Genomic DNA, 15716 nt, shown 5'->3' with positions numbered 1-15716 from the left:
TCCACGCTCACCGAGCGCGGCGCGGAAGTCACGCTCAAGGCGCTGGAGCTCGGCGCGGTCGATTTCGTGGCCAAGCCCAAGATCGGCGTGGCCGACGGCCTGCGCCAGCTCGGCCAGGACATCACCGACAAGATCCGCAGCGCCGCGCGCGCGAAGGTGCAAAAGCTCGTTGCCCCACCGGCCGGCGCACCGGCGCGCGCGGTGGTGGCCGGCCTGGGACGGCTCTCGACGGAAAAGATCGTCTTCATCGGCGCTTCCACCGGCGGCACCGAAGCCACCAAGGAAGTGCTCATGGGCCTGCCGCCCGATGCACCCGGCGTGGTGATCACCCAGCACATGCCACCCGGTTTCACCAAGAGCTACGCGGCGCGGCTCGACAGCCTGGCGCGCATCCGCGTGGCCGAGGCGCGCGACGGCGAACGCATCCTGCCTGGCCATGCCTACCTCGCGCCCGGCGGCATGCACCTGAGCGTGGAGCGCAGCGGCGCGAACTACATCTGCCGCGTGCAGGACGGCGAGCCCGTCAACCGCCACAAGCCCAGCGTCGAAGTGCTGTTCAGCTCCGCCGCGCGGGTGGTCGGACCCAACGCGCTGGGCATCATGCTTACCGGCATGGGCGCCGACGGCGCGAAGGCGATGCGCGCGATGCGCGATGCGGGTGCCTACAACCTGTGTCAGGACGAGGCGAGCTGCGTCGTCTTCGGGATGCCGCGCGAGGCCATTGCTGCAGGCGCGGCGCATCAGGTGCTGCCGTTGGCGCAGATTGCGCCGCATCTGCTCGAGAGGTTGCGAACGACGGCGGGGATGTCGACGAATCGGGTTTGAGCCGAAGGTCTGCGCTTGCGAGAGGTCTGGCGACTTACGGCTTCATCTCGTCAATGAGTAGAACGGCCGGTCGTAGAAGTCGACTCTCGGCCACAAGACGACACTGGCCACCGTCAAGTTCCCGGCAGTCAGGGGAATGGCCACCGGATCCTTTACCGATCGGCAGCGGCCGAATCGCGCGCTCGCCATCCTTTCATCGTGCTCAATCGTCCCCACATGAAAGCATGACACCCGGGGGCATGAGATCGCTGTCCGGCGATGACGCTACGACCGCCCCGTTGAGGTCATCAAGTTGCGCAATGCTACGCAGGGCCGATGCAGCCAGGGAGATCAAGAGCTTGATCGGCGCCAGCGTTAAAAAAGGTGGAGTCCGGCACCACAGTGGTGGACAGGGTCGGCAAAGCCATCGGCCATATCGATCAAATCACGCAGCAGAACGCGGCTCTGGTGGAACGAAGCGCGGCGGCGTCAGAGAGCCCTCAGCAGCAGGCCACGCGCTTGGCCGAAGCGATGAACGTGTTTCGCTGACCGGAAGGGCTGCGGCCCCGCCTTGGCAGGAAGTCACACCCACGGACCATGCGCACACGCTGGCGGCTGCTGCACGGGAAACATAGGTGATCCCCGCTCAAGCCGCGGCCCGTGGCAGACGAAAATCGGAAATGAAGCGCGGTTTCCTTCCCACGATCTGGTGCCGGCTGATTGCTGTCCTGCTCGTCATCATGTTGGGCTGGCTTGCGGCGCTGCCTGCGTTTGCGTCGAAGCACAAGGAAGTGTTTGTGCTCCACTCCTACAGTCAGGAGTACGCGTGGACGAAGCGACAGCACGAAGGCTTCGTCTCTGAGCTGGCCAAGGACCCAAAGAACCGGTACGGCGTGCGCGCCGAATACCTCGACACCAAGCGCGTGCGGTACGACGCGGCGTACGCCCGGCTGATCGAAGACCACTTGTCAGCCAAGTACCGTGGCTACATGCCGGCAGTCATCTATGTGACCGACGACGACGCGCTGGTCTTTGCACTCGAAAATCTGAGCCGGGTGTTTCCCACGGCCCCGGTCATCTTTTCAGGGGTCAATAACCTGCGCGTCAAGTCGACGATCGACCCGGCTCGCGTGACGGGTGTTTTCGAACGCAAGGAAATCGGCCCCAACCTGGCGCTGATCAAGCTGATTGCGCCCGACGCGACCGACATCGTGGTCGTCGGCGACGCGTCCGTGACCGACCGCGCCATCGCGCAGGAAGTCAACGTCGAACTGGCCCGGCGGCCCGGCACCCGTGCGCGCATGGTCAGCGAGCGCAGCCTGGCCGGCGTGCTGGCCGGCCTGCATGCCGGAAGCGAACGTTTTGTCGTCCTGACGACCATGGGGGGGCTGGTGGACCGTGCAGGCTCGCCGGCGATGCTGGAGGACAGCATCGATGCCATAGCCTCGCTCGGCCGCCACACCATCATCAGCATGGAGGACGGGTATCTGGTGAAAGGCGTGCTGGGTGGCTACGTCACCAGCGGCCTGGCGCAAGGGCAGGCGGCGGCGCGTCTGGTGATGCGGCATGCAGCCGGCGAGCCGATCAGTGCCATCGCGCCGGTCGACCAAAGCCCGAACGAATACCTGGTCGACGCCGCCGCGCTGAAGGCGGCCGGTCTGACCCTGCCGCCCGACCTGGCGGCGCGCACGACCCTGTTGAATCCGCTGCCGAGCACCTACCAGCGCTATCAGCGCGAGCTTATCCTCACGCTGCTGGTGCTCGGAGCGCTGGTCGCGCTGTCGGTAACGACGTCGCTGGTGGTGGTCATGCGCAAGAACCGCCAGATCGGCGTCAACGCCCACGCGCTCCGGCAACAGGCGATCCAGATGGCCGAAGTCCAGGAAACCTTGGTGCGCGCGCAGCGCATCGCCGCGGTCGGAAACTGGGACTGGCACATCGTTGGCGACCGCCATTTCTGGTCGGCCGAGACTTGCCGCATCTTCGGAATCGAGAACGGGCCGGGGGTGGTCGACTTCGAATCATTCCTGGAACGCGTGCATCCCGAGGATCGCGCGATGCTCCACGAAGCCCTGCGCATGACGCTGGAAACCTCGGCCACTTACGACATCACGCATCGCATTGTGCTGCCCGACGGCGCGATCCGCGTCGTGCGCGAGAACGCGGAAGTGTTGCGCGACCAGGCCGGTGTTGCGGTTCGGATGATCGGTACAGTCATGGACGTCACCGCGCGTGAGTTCACTGCGCAGGCGCTTCGCAGCAGCGAGGAGAGGCTGCGCAAGGTGATCGAGAGCCTGCCGGTCGTGCTGTGGATCGTCGATCGGGAGGGCCGCTTCCTGATGTCTGAGGGCAAGGGACTCGAGTCGCTCGGCATGCGGCCGGGTCAGTTGGTCGGCCAGTCGATCTTCGACAGCTTCGGCGGATTGACGGAAGCGGTGGAAGGCACACGGCAGGCGTTGGCTGGCCACTCGTTCGCTTCCACCTGGCAGTTCGGAGCCCTCGCCTTCGAGGTGCGGTATTCGCCGCTGCTCGACGAAGCCGGCGAGATCAAGGGTGCGATTGGGGTGGCGATCGACGTCACCGAGCGCAAGCAGTCCGAAGACCGCCTCGCGTTCCTCGCCAACTACGACCCTGTCACGGGCCTGTGCAACCGCTTCCTCTTCAACGATCGTCTTGGCCGCGCCCTTCAGACGGCCGACCGCCAGCAGACGCACGTGGCGCTGCTGTTCGTCGACCTCGATAACTTCAAGCACGTCAATGACTCGCTCGGCCACGCCGCAGGGGACGATCTGCTGAAACAGGTGGCTGCGCGGCTGGGTGCCGTGGTGCGCAGCGCCGACACGGTCAGCCGGCTCGGCGGCGACGAATTCACGTTGGTGCTCGAGGGCCTGACCAACGGCGAGGAAGCCGTTCGCGTCGCAGAGCAGATCCTCCAGCAATCGGCCCGTCCCTACGTCATCGGTGCGCGCGAAGTGCACGTCACGGCCAGCGTTGGCATCGCGCTCTACCCACAGGACGCCGAGAACGTCGAAGCGCTGGTCATGCACGCCGATGCCGCGATGTACCGCGCCAAGGAAAACGGCCGCAACGGCTTCGAATTCTTCACCGCCGAGATCAACGCGCGCGCGCACCGGAGGCTGCAGCTGGCCAGCGAGTTGCGCGGCGCTTTGGTTCGCAACGAGTTCTCGCTGCACTACCAGCCGAAGGTCGCTCTCGAGGGCGACGCGGTCGTCGGTTTCGAGGCCCTGCTGCGCTGGCGCAATGCCCAGCTCGGCTCTGTCTCGCCCGCGGTGTTCATTCCAGTTCTGGAAGAGATCGGCCTGATTGTCGAAGTCGGCGAGTGGGTTCTGCGCGAAGCATGCCGCTGGGCCGCCGCGTTACCGGCGACGACGGGCACGGCGCCTGCCATTGCGGTCAACCTTTCGGCGCGGCAATTCAGCCATCCTCACCTGGACGTGGTCGTGCAGCGGGCGCTGCTCGACAGCGGGCTGCCGGCGAGCCACCTGGAGCTAGAGATCACCGAGTCGAGCCTAATGGACGCGGACGGCAACCTCCAGACGATGGACCGCCTGAAGAAGCTGGGAGTCGCCCTTTCGATCGACGATTTCGGCACCGGCTATTCCTCGCTGTCGTATCTGAAGCGCTTCCCCGTCGACCGGCTGAAGGTCGATGCGTCGTTCGTGCGCGACGTGGCGGTCGATGCCGACGATGCAGCGATCGTCGTCGCGATCATCGGCCTGGCCCATCATCTGGGTCTGCGGGTCGTTGCCGAAGGCGTCGAGACGCCGGAGCAGCTGAGCTTCCTGCGCGACCATGGCTGCGACGAGGTACAGGGGTACTTAATCTCGCGCCCGATGCCCGCCAAGGATGCGGTCGAGTGGGCGCGTGCGTCCTGCGGGTTGTGCGATGCCGGCGCAGAGGCGGCGGGGGGCGAGGCCTTGTGACCGCGTAGCCATGCGGATGGTCTTTTTCGCGATTGAGCCGCAGAGGCTTGTCGCATCGGGCAGGCACGCGCATCGGACCCCTGCGGCAGTTCGTATTGCACGCCGTATGAGCGACGGCATTCCGCTGACCAATTCGGGGCGTTGAAGGTCGGCAATGGGTCGGGCGGTGTCATCCCCGCAAGCGCGAGTCGAACGGAAGCAAGCAGTCTCAAGGTGCCGCCAACGCTTGGCGGTCGGGTGATGACAGTGCTCCGGTTCTAGTCGTTCAAGATCGGCCGATCCCCGTCGCGCGGAAGGCCTTCAAAGGCGGCGAAGAAACCCCGGCCGCACTGCGGGCGCCGGTCGCGCCCGATGGGTCCCGCCCTTGGCGCCAGAATGTGTGCATGAGCCGCCAGCCAAACGCGCAAGACACCGTCGAATACATCCCTTTCGAAGAATTCCGTACCGGGCTGCCGCACGGACGCTTTCGGGTCATCGTCAACCCCAAGCTGGCAGCGCCCTTCGTGACTCACTTCACGCTCGCTACCCAGTTGGCAATTGCCATGATCGGCTCGGGTATCGCCGCGGCGCTCGCCGGCTACCCATGGATAGGCGGATTCCTGGTGGTGGCGGGCATCCTGTTGCGGCGGGTCATCAAGACCCAGGCGCCGCGCATCCTGCTGTACCTCGCCACCCACGTGCCCTCGGTCTACGAAAAGGCCACCGAGCACGGCGTGATGGAGGTGCGCCGGGCCTGACGACCTCGCAGCGCAGCGGTGCACTCGCGCCCTTGACGCCGCCTACCCAACTCGCCCTGCGATTCGAGTTTGAAAGCAAGCACCGGAGTGCTCCACGCAGCGACGATGCCTAAAGTGAAGCCATCGATCCGGCAACGCCAAAGGCAGCTCGTGAACATGACCACCCGACACGAAACACTCGCAGCGGCCACGGTGAGCGACCCGCGCTGGGCCGCCGTGGCGGCCCGCGATCCGCGGGCCGATGGCGAGTTCTTCTACTCCGTGAAGACGACCGGCGTGTACTGCCGGCCGAGTTGCCCGGCGCGCACCGCCAAACCCGAGAACGTCGCGTTCCACGCCACCGCGGCCGAAGCGCAGCGCGCGGGGTTTCGCCCCTGCCTGCGCTGCCGGCCCGACCAGCCCTCGCTGGCCGCGCAGCATGCGACCACCGTCGCCGAGCTGTGCCGCGTCATCGAAGCGGCCGAGCACGCGCCCACGCTGGACGAGCTGGCGCAGCGCGCCGGCATGAGCGCATGGCATCTGCACCGCGTCTTCAAATCGGTGACCGGACTGACGCCGAAAGCATATGCCACCGCACACCGCACCCGGCGCGTGCGCACGGAGCTGGCCCGCAGCGGCACGGTCACCGATGCCATCTACGGCGCCGGCTACAACTCCGGCGGGCGCTTCTATGCCCAGGCCGATCAGGTGCTCGGCATGACGCCCACCCGCTTTCGTGCCGGCGGCGCCGACACCGACATCCGCTTCGCCATCGGCGAGAGCTCGCTCGGCGCCATCCTCGTGGCGCAAAGCGACCGCGGCGTGTGCGCGATCCTGATGGGTGACGACCCCGATGCGCTAGCGCGCGACCTGCAGGACCGTTTTCCGAAGGCACGCTTGATCGGCGGCGACGCCGAGTTCGAGCAACGGGTCGCCCAGGTCATCGGCTTCGTGGAGGCGCCGCGGCTCGGCCTGGACCTCCCGCTCGACGTGCGCGGCACGGCCTTCCAGCAGCGCGTCTGGCAGGCGCTGAGGGACATTCCGGCGGGGCAGACGGCGAGCTATACCGAGATCGCCCGGCGCATCGGCGCGCCGGCATCGGTGCGCGCCGTGGCGCAGGCCTGCGGCGCCAATGCGCTGGCCGTGGCCATCCCCTGCCACCGCGTGGTGCGCAACGACGGTGCGCTGTCGGGCTACCGCTGGGGCGTGGAGCGCAAGCGCGCACTGCTCGAACGGGAGAGCGAGGCATGAAGGTGCTCGACCGCGAGCCGGCTCTCGCGCCGCCGGCTGACGGCGTGGCCGAGCGGGTCGCCAACGTCGATTGGCAACGGGTTGCAGGCGATCTCGATGCCGAAGGCAGCGCAATCGTGGAGCGGCTGATCACGCCGGCCGAGTGTCGCGAGCTGGCCGCGCTGTATGCAGAAGACGCGCGCTTCCGTAGCCGCGTGGTGATGAGCCGGCACGGCTTCGGTCGTGGCGAGTACAAGTACTTCGCCTATCCCTTGCCGGGGCTCGTCGCCGGCTTGCGCGAAGCCGTCTATCCGCACCTGGCGCCGATCGCCAACCGCTGGAACGAGGCGATGGGCATCGCTGTGCGCTTTCCCAGCGAGCATTCGCTGTTCGTCGAGCGCTGCCACGCCGCAGGGCAAACGCGGCCGACGCCGCTGCTGCTGCAGTACGCGGCCGGCGACTACAACTGCCTGCATCAGGACTTGTACGGCGAGCACGTGTTCCCCTTGCAACTGGTGCTGCTGCTGTCGGAGCCGGGCCGCGATTTCGCAGGCGGCGAGTTCGTGATGACCGAGCAGCGCCCCCGGATGCAGTCGCGCCCGGTGGTGCTGCCGCTCAGGCAAGGCGATGCGGCGGTGATCGCCGTTCATCACCGGCCGGTGCAGGGGACGCGCGGAATGTACCGGGTCAGCCTGCGGCATGGCGTGAGCCGGGTGCGTGCAGGGCACCGGCACACGGCCGGGATCATCTTTCACGACGCGGCGTGAGCCGATGCGAGGCGCCCCGTGACGACAATGATGCCGCTTTTCGAGGCCGACGACGCGGCCGAGGCGGCGTCGCGCGAACTTCTGGCGCCGGGCGCAGTGCTGCTGCGCGGGCATGCCCTGCCGCGGCAGGACGAGCTGCTCGCCGCCCTCGACGACGTGCTCGCTGCGGCGCCCGTGCGCCACCTGATCACGCCGGGCGGCTACCGCATGTCGGTCGCGATGAGCAACTGCGGCGCACTCGGCTGGGTAAGCGACGCAACAGGCTATCGCTACACCGCGCTCGACCCGCAGACCGGTCGACCGTGGCCTTCGATGCCCGCCTGCTTTCTCGCATTGGCCGGCGAGGCGGCAGCGCAGGCCGGCTTCGACGGCTTCGAGCCCGACGCCTGCCTCGTCAACCGCTACGAGCCCGGCGCACGGCTCACGCTGCACCAGGACCGTAACGAGCGCGACTTCAGCCAGCCGATCGTCTCCGTGTCGCTCGGCCTGCCGGCGATGTTCCTGTTCGGCGGCTTGCGGCGTGCCGACAAGACGCTGCGCGTGCCGCTGGCGCACTGCGACGTGGTCGTGTGGGGCGGGCCGGCCCGCCTGCGCTATCACGGGGTGTCGGCGCTCAAGGACGGGCAGCACCCTTCGACGGGCGGCTGCAGGATCAACCTCACCCTGCGCAAGGCGGGCGGCACCGACAGCACGGGAGCAAGGCAATGAAGCGCCAGTGGCTGGCAGCGATCTTCGCTGGTGCCCTCGGCAGCTTCGGCGCGTGCGCCATTGCGGCCGAGCCGGCCCCGCCGCGCCTGTACGAGATGAGCACCGAGACCGGCATGCCCCATCTCGAGACCAATTTGCGCTATGCCGTGATCACCGAGAAGCGCTGCTTGAGCACGAACGATCTCTCCGAGGCGTTCTGGATGCTGCAGGACGTGTCGCTGCAGGATTGCACACTGGTCAAGGCCGCGCAGGCAGCCGATACCGCCGCCTACGTGCTCCAGTGCAACGGCGGCCGTGGCACCACCGGCGATGCGCGCTGGCAGTTCGAGCCGAACGGGATCACGGGCACGCTGAACGTCAGGCTGGGCGGGAAAAACATGACGTTCTTCCAGCGGATCACGGCCAGGCCGATCGGGGAATGTGGCGACGGCGAAACATGACTTGCCACTTGCATCCCGACTGAAGCAAAGCCGCCTCAGCGGCTCGGCAGAAACAGCGATTGCAGGTCGCTCAGGAAGTCGAACCCGCGCTCGGTCGGCCAGGCGCGTGGCAGATTTCGCTCGATCAACCCCTTGGCCTCGGCCGCTTCCAGTGCGCGCTGGATCGCCGTGAACGGCAGACCCGTGCGCTCGGTGAAGCGCGCCAGCTCGAAACCCTCACGCAGGCGCAAGGCATTGAGCATGTACTCGAAGGGCAGTTCGTCCGCCGACACCTCGTGCTCGCTGGACACCGCCGCGCCTTCGAGCGCCTTGGCCATGTAGCTCGCCGGCTCGCGCCAGCGCGTCTGGCGCAGGATGCGGTGCGCGAAGCTCAGCTTGCTGTGAGCGCCCGCGCCGATGCCGAGGTAGTCGCCGAACTGCCAGTAGTTCAGGTTGTGCACGCAGCGGTGGCCGGGCCGCGCATAGGCCGAGACCTCATAGCGCTGCAGGCCGGCTTCGACGGTCAGCTCGGTGATGCGGTCGAGCATCTCGAAGGCGCTGTCGTCGTCGGGCAGCATCTTCGGCGGCTCCAGCGCGAAGCGCGTGTTCGGCTCCAGCGTGAGGTGATAGACGCTCAGGTGCGGCGGCTCGAAGGCCAGGGCCTGGCGAACGTCGGCCTCGCAGTCGGCCAGGCTCTGGCCGGGCAGCGCATACATCAGGTCGATGTTGAAGGTGTCGAAAGCACGGGCGGCTTCCTCGATGGCGGCCATCGCCTGAGCCCGGTCGTGCACACGGCCCAGCGCCTGGAGTTTCGTGTCGTCGAAGCTCTGCACACCGATCGACAGGCGCGTCACGCCGGCATCCCGAAACGCCCGGAAGCGCTCGCGCTCGAAGGTGCCGGGGTTGGCTTCGAGCGTGATCTCGCAGCCGGGCTCGAGCGGCAGCCGCGCGCGGATGTCGGCCAGGAGCCGCTCGATCGATGCGGGAGAGAACAGGCTCGGCGTGCCGCCGCCGATGAAGACGCTGATGACGCGCCGGCCCCAGACCAGCGGCAGTGCCGCCTCGAGATCGGCGCGGATCGCATCGAGATAGCGAGCTTCGGGTGGCAGGCCGCCGATGAACGCCGGCGAGTTGCCGTGCCCCGTGTTCGTGCCGCCAGGTTCCGGTTGAGCATTGCCGTGCACCTCATGCGAGTTGAAATCGCAGTACGGGCACTTCTTCAGGCACCACGGCAAATGGACGTACAGCGCGAGCGGCGGCAGCGCGGTGAGCTGCAGTGCGCCGGCCCGGCGGTGCAGCGCGCTGGTGTCGATGCGCACAGGGGTGTTCATGGTCGTCAGCGCAGCCACTGCGCGCGCATCAGCGCTGCCATCTCGCGCGCGGCCAGGGCACGGTGGCTGATCGCGTTCTTGGCTTCGGCATCCAGCTCCGCCACGCTGTGGCCGAGCGCGGCGATGAACATCAGCGGGTCGTAGCCGAAGCCGCCCGAGCCGCGCGGCGCGAACAGGATCTCGCCGGACCAGCGGCCGAAGGCGATCAGCGGCTCGGGGTCGTCTGCGTGACGCAGCGCCACCAGCGTGCTGACGAAGCTGGCGCGGCGCTCGCTGGCCGCCTGGAAGCCGTGCAGGCGCTCCAGCAATAGCCGGTTGTTGGCAGCGTCCTGAAGCGCACGCTGCGCCTCGCGCTCGCCCGCCTGCGTCTCTAGAGGTGCGAAATGCGCCGACGCCACACCGGGCGCTCCACCGAGCGCATCGACACACAACCCGGAATCATCGGCAATCGCCGCTCCGCCGCAGGCGCGCGCCGCGTGCCGTGCCTTGGCCAGCGCGTTCTCCACGAAGGTGACGTGCGGCTCCTCGGCCTCGGTGATGCCCAGCTCCTTCTGCGAAACCAGTTCGACCGGCAGCGCTGCGAACAGGGAGCGCAATTCGGCCAGCTTCTTGGCGTTGTTGGACGCCAGCACCACGCGCATGGCTCGCTCCGCGTTAGGCTTTCAGGGCCGCAGCCTGTGCCTCAACCAGCGTGTGGATGCCCTGCTCGGCCAAGGCCAGCAGCCGGTCCATCTCGGCGCGGCTGAAGGCGGCGCCCTCGGCGGTGCCCTGCACCTCGATGTAGTGGCCGGCGCCGGTCATGACGACGTTCATGTCGGTGCCGCAGGCGGCGTCCTCCACGTACTCGAGATCCAGCAAGGGCGTGCCTTCGACGATGCCCACGCTGACGGCAGCCACAGCGCCCTTGATCGGCGAAGCGGCGAGCTTGCTCTGCGCCAGCAGCCAGCTCACCGCGTCGTGCGCCGCCACGTAGGCGCCGGTGATGGCCGCGGTGCGCGTGCCGCCGTCGGCCTGGAGCACGTCGCAGTCGAGGTGGATCGTGCGTTCTCCGAGCGCGCGCAGATCGAACACCGCGCGCAGCGAGCGGCCGATCAGGCGCTGGATCTCCTGCGTGCGGCCGCTTTGCTTGCCGCGCGCGGCCTCCCGGTCGCTGCGGGTGTGGGTCGATCTGGGCAGCATGCCGTATTCGGCGGTGACCCAGCCTTCACCGGAGCCGCGCTTGTGCGGCGGCACCCTTTCCTCGACCGAGGCGGTGCACAGCACCTGGGTGTCGCCGAACGCGATGAGCACCGAGCCCTCGGCATGGCAAGTGAAGTGGCGCGTGATGGCGATCGGACGCAAAGCGTCCACGGCGCGGCCTTGAGTGCGTTGATAAGTCATGGGAAATAAAAGGATGAAGGCCCGCTGCGCGGGCCCGAAAAGGAAGATGCTACCCGCAGCTCAGCCGGCGCTGAGCATGCGCGCGGGCGCAGCTCAGGAGCGCTTTTGCTGCGACGAGCGCCGGATGGCCTCGTTGATCTCGCGGATCGAGCGCTCGATCTCGGCTTCGTCCATCTCCTCGGCCTCGCCCGGGCCGGAACCCACGCTGGCCTGAATGGTCGAGGCGAACACCTCGTCGCCGAGGGTTTCGGTAGAAATGGCCTTGGCGGTCTCGATGTCCTCGGCCGACTCCCACTCCACCGACAGCACGGTCACGTTGTCGCTCTTGGCGCCGCCGTTGCGCAGCGCCTGTTCGACCAGTTCGGGCACCGCGTCGGAGATGGACCGGGTGGCGAGTTGCTGCGTGATGATCTCGTCGGTGACCGTGCCCCACAGGCCGTCGGAGCACAGCAGCAGGCGGTCGGCCTCGTGCAGGATGAGCGGCCCCACCGTATCGACCACCGGCTTGCCCGGGCTGCCCAGGCAGGTGAAGAGCACGTTTCGGTTGAAGCGCTCGCCCATCGGCACCACTTGCGACATCGTTTCCTGCAGCTCGGAGTAGCTGTGGTCGCGGGTGCGCGCGACCAGCTTGTCGCCACGCACGAGATACAGCCGCGAATCGCCGCAGTGCGCCCAGTAGGCGGTGTTGCCCTGCAGCACGCAGGCCACGATGGTGGTGCGCGGCGTGTCGATCAGCGCCTTCTCGGTCGCGTATCGGATGAGCTGGTGGTGGCCCGCGATGATGGCGTCGTGCAGGAAGCGCAGCGGATCCTTGAGCACCGGCTTGGCGTCGCGCTGGAACATGGCGGCCAGCGTCTGCAGCGCGAGCTGGGAGGCGATCTCGCCCTCGGGATGGCCGCCCATGCCGTCGGCCAGCGCGAACAGACCCGAATCGCGTGTGTAGCAATAGCCCATGCGGTCTTCGTTCTTCTCGCGGCCGCCCTTGCGGCTCACCTGGTAAACCGAAAATCTCATGTTCGGTTCTCAGGCTTTGGCGCCGGTCTTGATGTTTTCGAGCTGCAGCTTGAGCCGCTCGCTGAAGCTGAGCTTGGTGTAGCGCCGCTCGGTCTCTCGCGCCAGCTCCTTTTGCAGCGCGAACACGCTCTGCGGGCGCGAGAGCGGGTCGAGCGACATGCACCACTCGGTCACTTCGATCAGGTTGTCGGAATACACGTTGCGCAGGCGCGAGAGCGACAGCCCCAGGCGGTCTTTCTCGATGCGCTGCGGCGCGTCGTTGGGCGGGTAGCCCTGCATGCAGGCGTAAATGCACGCACCTATCGCGTAGATGTCGGTCCACGGCCCCAGCGTGCCGTCGCGGCGGTACATCTCCGGTGCGGCGAAGCCCGGGGTGTACATCGGCCGGATGAAGTTGCCCTCTTTGCTCAGCACTTCGCGCGCGGCGCCGAAGTCGAGCATGACGGCCTTGTTGTCGTTGGTCACGAAGATGTTGGCGGGCTTGATATCGAGGTGCAGCATCTTGTGCTGATGCACGATGCGCAGGCCACGCAGGATCTCGTCGAACAGTGAACGAATTGTCGATTCACGGAAAACCTTGTCGCGCTTGAGATCGCGCGCCGTGACGATGAAGTCCTGCAGGGTGTCGCCCTGCAGGTAATTCATCACCATGTAGACGGTTTCGTTCTCGCGGAAGAAGTTGAGCACCGAGACCACGCTCGGGTGCGATATCTGTGCGAGCGAACGGCCTTCCTCGAAGAAGCTCTTCAGCCCAAGGCGATAGAGCGGCTGCTTCTCCGGCTTGACGCGAGGCGTCAGTTCGCCGGGCGAGCGATCCGCCAGCGACGCGGGCAGATATTCCTTGAGCGCGATGAGCCGGCGCTCGCTGTCTTCGCAGAGGTACACGACGCCAAAGCCACCGGCCGCCAATTTTTTGATGACCTGGTACCCGCCGACCACGGTGCCCGCTGGCAGTGGCGCGGGTTTCTGCTTTGACATAATCGAATTTTGCAATGCGATAAATTTGATGTCAGTCTACAGCATGACCGGGTACGCGAACGCGTCCGCCGGGGCCGTTTCCCCAGGAGAAAACGCCACAGAAATCGCACGTTCCGCGAGTGCGGGCGTGCAGGTCGAACTGCGTTCGGTCAATAGCCGTTTTCTCGATATCGCGTTCCGTCTGCCCGAGGACATGCGCTCGCTGGAGCCCGCACTTCGCGAGCTGATCGCCGCGAATTTGCGCCGCGGCAAGGTCGAGTTGCGGCTGTCGACGCAGGGCGACGCGGGCAGCGCCTGGTCCCAACCGCAGACCGAACAGCTCAACGCGCTTTCGCGGTTGGAAAGCACGGTGCAGAACTGGCTGCCGAAAGCCGCACCGCTGTCGGTGCAGGAAGCGCTGCAGTGGTGTCGTGCGAGCCAGCCGGCCTTGCGGCTGGACGAGCCCGCGCTCGATGCCGCGCGCCGAGCCGTGGCGGGCCTGGTGGAGTCTCGCGAGCGCGAAGGCGAGAAACTGGTTGCAGTGCTCATGCAGCGCTTGCAACGGCTGCGCGAGTTGGCTCGCGACGCCCAACCGCTGGTGCCGCAGGTGGTGGCACGCCAGCAGCAGCGCTTTCTGGACCGCTGGACCGAGGCGCTCGAGGCGGCCGGCGCAAGCGCACAGTCGGTGCCCGTGCAGGCGCTGCAGGAGCGCGCCATGACGGAGGCGGCCAGCTATGCAATCCGCATCGACGTGGCCGAGGAGCTCGCGCGCCTCACCGCTCACCTCGACGAGATCGAACGCCTGCTCGGCCAGGGCGGCGAGGTCGGCAAGCGACTCGATTTCCTGATTCAGGAGTTGCAGCGCGAAGCCAATACGCTGGGCTCGAAATCAGCCGCCCTCGAACTCACGCAGATCTCGGTGGAAATGAAAGTGGCGGTCGAGCAGATGCGCGAGCAGGTGCAGAACATCGAGTAAAGGACTGCATCTGGCCGATGCACCGAGCCCAAAACGGAAGCAAGCTTTGAAACTCGCCACCTGGAACGTCAACTCCCTGGCCGTGCGGCTGCCGCAGGTCATCGCTTGGCTGACCGAACACGAGCCCGACGTGCTGGTGCTGCAGGAAACCAAGCTGACGGACGACAAGTTTCCGCGTGCGGAGATCGAAGCGGCCGGCTGGAAGGTCGTTTTCTTCGGACAGAAAACCTACAACGGCGTGGCGCTGCTCGCGCGCGACGACCCGGCCGACGTGGTGCGCAACATCGTGGGTTTTGCCGACGAGCAGGCCCGTGTCATCGCCGCCTGCGTCGGTAATGTGCGGGTGGTCGGCGGCTACTTTCCCAACGGCCAAGCGCCTGGCAGCGAGAAGTTTGTCTACAAGCTCGCGTGGATGAGCGCGATGCGCGACTGGCTGGTCGAGGAACTAAAGCGCTACCCGAAGCTGGTGCTCATGGGCGACTTCAATGTCGCGCCCGAAGACCGCGACGTTCACGACCCAGTGGCCTGGGCCGGCCAGATTCTTTGCACCGAAGAGGAACGCGAACAGTTCCGCGGCTTGCTTGCGATCGGCCTGCACGATGCGTTTCGCTTGTTCGAGCAGCCGCCCAAGAGCTGGAGCTGGTGGGACTACCGCATGCTCGCCTTCCGGAAGAACCAGGGCTTGCGGATCGACCACATCCTGGTCAGCGAAGCCTTGAAGCCGCGAGTGACCGCTTGCGTGATCGACAGGCTGCCACGCAAGAACGAGCGGCCGAGCGACCATGCGCCGGTGATGATGACGCTGGCGCCAAGTTAAACGCTGAGCGGTACCAGCGAGGGCTGCTGCAAGCTGACCGTCCCGCCCGGGCTCTTCAGGCTGCAGACGAGTCAGTCGTCCAGCCCGAGCTCTTGAATCTTGCGCGTGATCGTGTTGCGTCCTATGCCGAGCTTGTGGGCTGCCTCGATGCGCCGCCCGCGCGTCACGTCGAGCGCACTGTGGATGAGTTGCGCCTCGAACTTCTGCGTCAGCACCTCCCACACGTTGGGCACGCCGGCTTCGAGCAGTGCACGCGCCTCGCGCTCCAGGTCGCGCAGCCAACCGCCGTTGGGCAGGACCGACGCCGCCTCGCCGGCAGGCGGCTGCGGCTGCGGCTGCGGCTGCGGCAGCGGCAGCGGGGCGGCCGGGCCGGCCGGAGCTTGTACGCCAGCCGGCACGTCCGCCATGCCGTCCTGCGGCCGCAAGGCAGGCGCCGCGTCGTCGTGCGTCGTCAAGCTCGATGTCACCGTGCCCAGCAGTTCGGGCGGAAGATCCTTGGCATCGACCAGCTGAGCCGGCGCCATCACGGTGAGCCAGTGGCAGACGTTCTCCAGCTGCCGCACGTTGCCGGGGTAGTCGAAGGCGACGAGCTTGCCGAGCGCAGCCTCGCTCAGGCGCTTGGTTTCCACGCCCAGTTCCTTGGCGCTCTTTTG

The 15716-nt window shown here is 67.0% G+C and carries 15 protein-coding genes and 1 pseudogene; 10 read left to right on the top strand and 6 right to left on the bottom strand.

Going from position 1 to position 15716, the window contains the following annotated elements:
- The 8 genes and pseudogenes from H0W40_RS16020 to H0W40_RS15985 all read left to right on the top strand — a co-directional run.
- The coding region (locus H0W40_RS16020) for a chemotaxis response regulator protein-glutamate methylesterase (RefSeq protein WP_292448116.1) at positions 1-825 on the top strand (825 nt) is incomplete at its 5' end.
- A 305-nt stretch (positions 826-1130) separates the two neighbouring features.
- A pseudogene (locus tag H0W40_RS16015) lies at positions 1131-1353 on the top strand (hypothetical protein); the annotation flags it as partial.
- Positions 1354-1439: 86 nt separating this feature from the next.
- A complete protein-coding gene (locus tag H0W40_RS16010; protein WP_292448115.1) occupies positions 1440-4748 on the top strand; it encodes an EAL domain-containing protein in 3309 nt (1102 codons plus the stop codon).
- Positions 4749-5131: 383 nt separating this feature from the next.
- Positions 5132-5485 carry a hypothetical protein gene (locus H0W40_RS16005; RefSeq protein ID WP_292448113.1) on the top strand — a complete coding sequence of 118 codons (354 nt, stop codon included), beginning with the start codon at positions 5132-5134 and terminating at the stop codon, positions 5483-5485.
- 156 nt (positions 5486-5641) lie between these two features.
- Complete coding sequence (ada, locus tag H0W40_RS16000; RefSeq protein WP_292448121.1) at positions 5642-6715, top strand: bifunctional DNA-binding transcriptional regulator/O6-methylguanine-DNA methyltransferase Ada; 1074 nt, start codon at positions 5642-5644, stop codon at positions 6713-6715.
- Positions 6712-7461 carry a 2OG-Fe(II) oxygenase gene (locus tag H0W40_RS15995; RefSeq protein WP_292448110.1) on the top strand — a complete coding sequence of 250 codons (750 nt, stop codon included), beginning with the start codon at positions 6712-6714 and terminating at the stop codon, positions 7459-7461. Before ada ends, H0W40_RS15995 begins: the two co-directional genes overlap by 4 nt.
- A gap of 30 nt (positions 7462-7491) precedes the next feature.
- A complete protein-coding gene (alkB, locus tag H0W40_RS15990) occupies positions 7492-8169 on the top strand; it encodes a DNA oxidative demethylase AlkB (RefSeq protein WP_292448119.1) in 678 nt (225 codons plus the stop codon).
- Entirely contained in the window at positions 8166-8609 is a 444-nt protein-coding gene (locus H0W40_RS15985) for a DUF3617 family protein (protein WP_292448107.1), read from the top strand. Before alkB ends, H0W40_RS15985 begins: the two co-directional genes overlap by 4 nt.
- 35 nt (positions 8610-8644) lie before the next feature.
- On the opposite strand, the gene hemW is transcribed toward H0W40_RS15985, so the two are convergent.
- From hemW to H0W40_RS15960, 5 genes are all read right to left on the bottom strand, one after another.
- Positions 8645-9919 (bottom strand): radical SAM family heme chaperone HemW, encoded by a 1275-nt coding sequence (gene hemW, locus H0W40_RS15980; protein WP_292448106.1) that lies wholly within the window; start codon positions 9917-9919, stop codon positions 8645-8647.
- 5 nt (positions 9920-9924) lie between these two features.
- Positions 9925-10560 carry an RdgB/HAM1 family non-canonical purine NTP pyrophosphatase gene (gene rdgB / locus H0W40_RS15975; RefSeq protein ID WP_292448103.1) on the bottom strand — a complete coding sequence of 212 codons (636 nt, stop codon included), beginning with the start codon at positions 10558-10560 and terminating at the stop codon, positions 9925-9927.
- 13 nt (positions 10561-10573) lie between these two features.
- Positions 10574-11299, bottom strand: coding sequence for a ribonuclease PH (gene rph, locus H0W40_RS15970; protein ID WP_292448101.1), 726 nt, complete (start codon positions 11297-11299; stop codon positions 10574-10576).
- A gap of 93 nt (positions 11300-11392) precedes the next feature.
- Positions 11393-12313: a PP2C family serine/threonine-protein phosphatase gene (locus tag H0W40_RS15965; protein WP_292448100.1), complete on the bottom strand. Its 921-nt coding sequence runs from the start codon at positions 12311-12313 to the stop codon at positions 11393-11395.
- Between the two features lie 9 nt (positions 12314-12322).
- Complete coding sequence (locus H0W40_RS15960) at positions 12323-13291, bottom strand: serine/threonine-protein kinase (RefSeq protein ID WP_292448098.1); 969 nt, start codon at positions 13289-13291, stop codon at positions 12323-12325.
- Between the two features lie 28 nt (positions 13292-13319).
- Here H0W40_RS15960 and H0W40_RS15955 point away from each other — a divergent pair, with 28 nt between their 5' ends.
- Positions 13320-14246 carry a YicC/YloC family endoribonuclease gene (locus H0W40_RS15955; RefSeq protein ID WP_292448094.1) on the top strand — a complete coding sequence of 309 codons (927 nt, stop codon included), beginning with the start codon at positions 13320-13322 and terminating at the stop codon, positions 14244-14246.
- 46 nt (positions 14247-14292) lie between these two features.
- Positions 14293-15063, top strand: coding sequence for an exodeoxyribonuclease III (xth, locus tag H0W40_RS15950; protein ID WP_292448091.1), 771 nt, complete (start codon positions 14293-14295; stop codon positions 15061-15063).
- Positions 15064-15134: 71 nt separating this feature from the next.
- Here xth and H0W40_RS15945 read toward each other — a convergent pair.
- Positions 15135-15716 (bottom strand): helix-turn-helix domain-containing protein (locus H0W40_RS15945; protein ID WP_292448089.1); only part of this gene is annotated, 582 nt, incomplete at its 5' end.

This window comes from Methylibium sp., from assembly GCF_013817345.1.
GTDB lineage: Bacteria > Pseudomonadota > Gammaproteobacteria > Burkholderiales > Burkholderiaceae_C > Methylibium.
This window is presented reverse-complemented; position numbering and strand designations above follow the sequence as displayed.

Bases quoted from the DNA above. Each gene is read 5' to 3' on its own strand.
- H0W40_RS16005 (WP_292448113.1), top strand. From the start codon at position 5,132: ATGAGCCGCCAGCCAAACGCGCAAGACACCGTCGAATACATCCCTTTC.
- ada (WP_292448121.1), top strand. From the start codon at position 5,642: ATGACCACCCGACACGAAACACTCGCAGCGGCCACGGTGAGCGACCCG.
- H0W40_RS15995 (WP_292448110.1), top strand. From the start codon at position 6,712: ATGAAGGTGCTCGACCGCGAGCCGGCTCTCGCGCCGCCGGCTGACGGC.
- alkB (WP_292448119.1), top strand. From the start codon at position 7,492: ATGCCGCTTTTCGAGGCCGACGACGCGGCCGAGGCGGCGTCGCGCGAA.
- H0W40_RS15985 (WP_292448107.1), top strand. From the start codon at position 8,166: ATGAAGCGCCAGTGGCTGGCAGCGATCTTCGCTGGTGCCCTCGGCAGC.
- hemW (WP_292448106.1), bottom strand. From the start codon at position 9,919: ATGAACACCCCTGTGCGCATCGACACCAGCGCGCTGCACCGCCGGGCC.
- rdgB (WP_292448103.1), bottom strand. From the start codon at position 10,560: ATGCGCGTGGTGCTGGCGTCCAACAACGCCAAGAAGCTGGCCGAATTG.
- rph (WP_292448101.1), bottom strand. From the start codon at position 11,299: ATGACTTATCAACGCACTCAAGGCCGCGCCGTGGACGCTTTGCGTCCG.
- H0W40_RS15965 (WP_292448100.1), bottom strand. From the start codon at position 12,313: ATGAGATTTTCGGTTTACCAGGTGAGCCGCAAGGGCGGCCGCGAGAAG.
- H0W40_RS15960 (WP_292448098.1), bottom strand. From the start codon at position 13,291: ATGTCAAAGCAGAAACCCGCGCCACTGCCAGCGGGCACCGTGGTCGGC.
- H0W40_RS15955 (WP_292448094.1), top strand. From the start codon at position 13,320: ATGTCAGTCTACAGCATGACCGGGTACGCGAACGCGTCCGCCGGGGCC.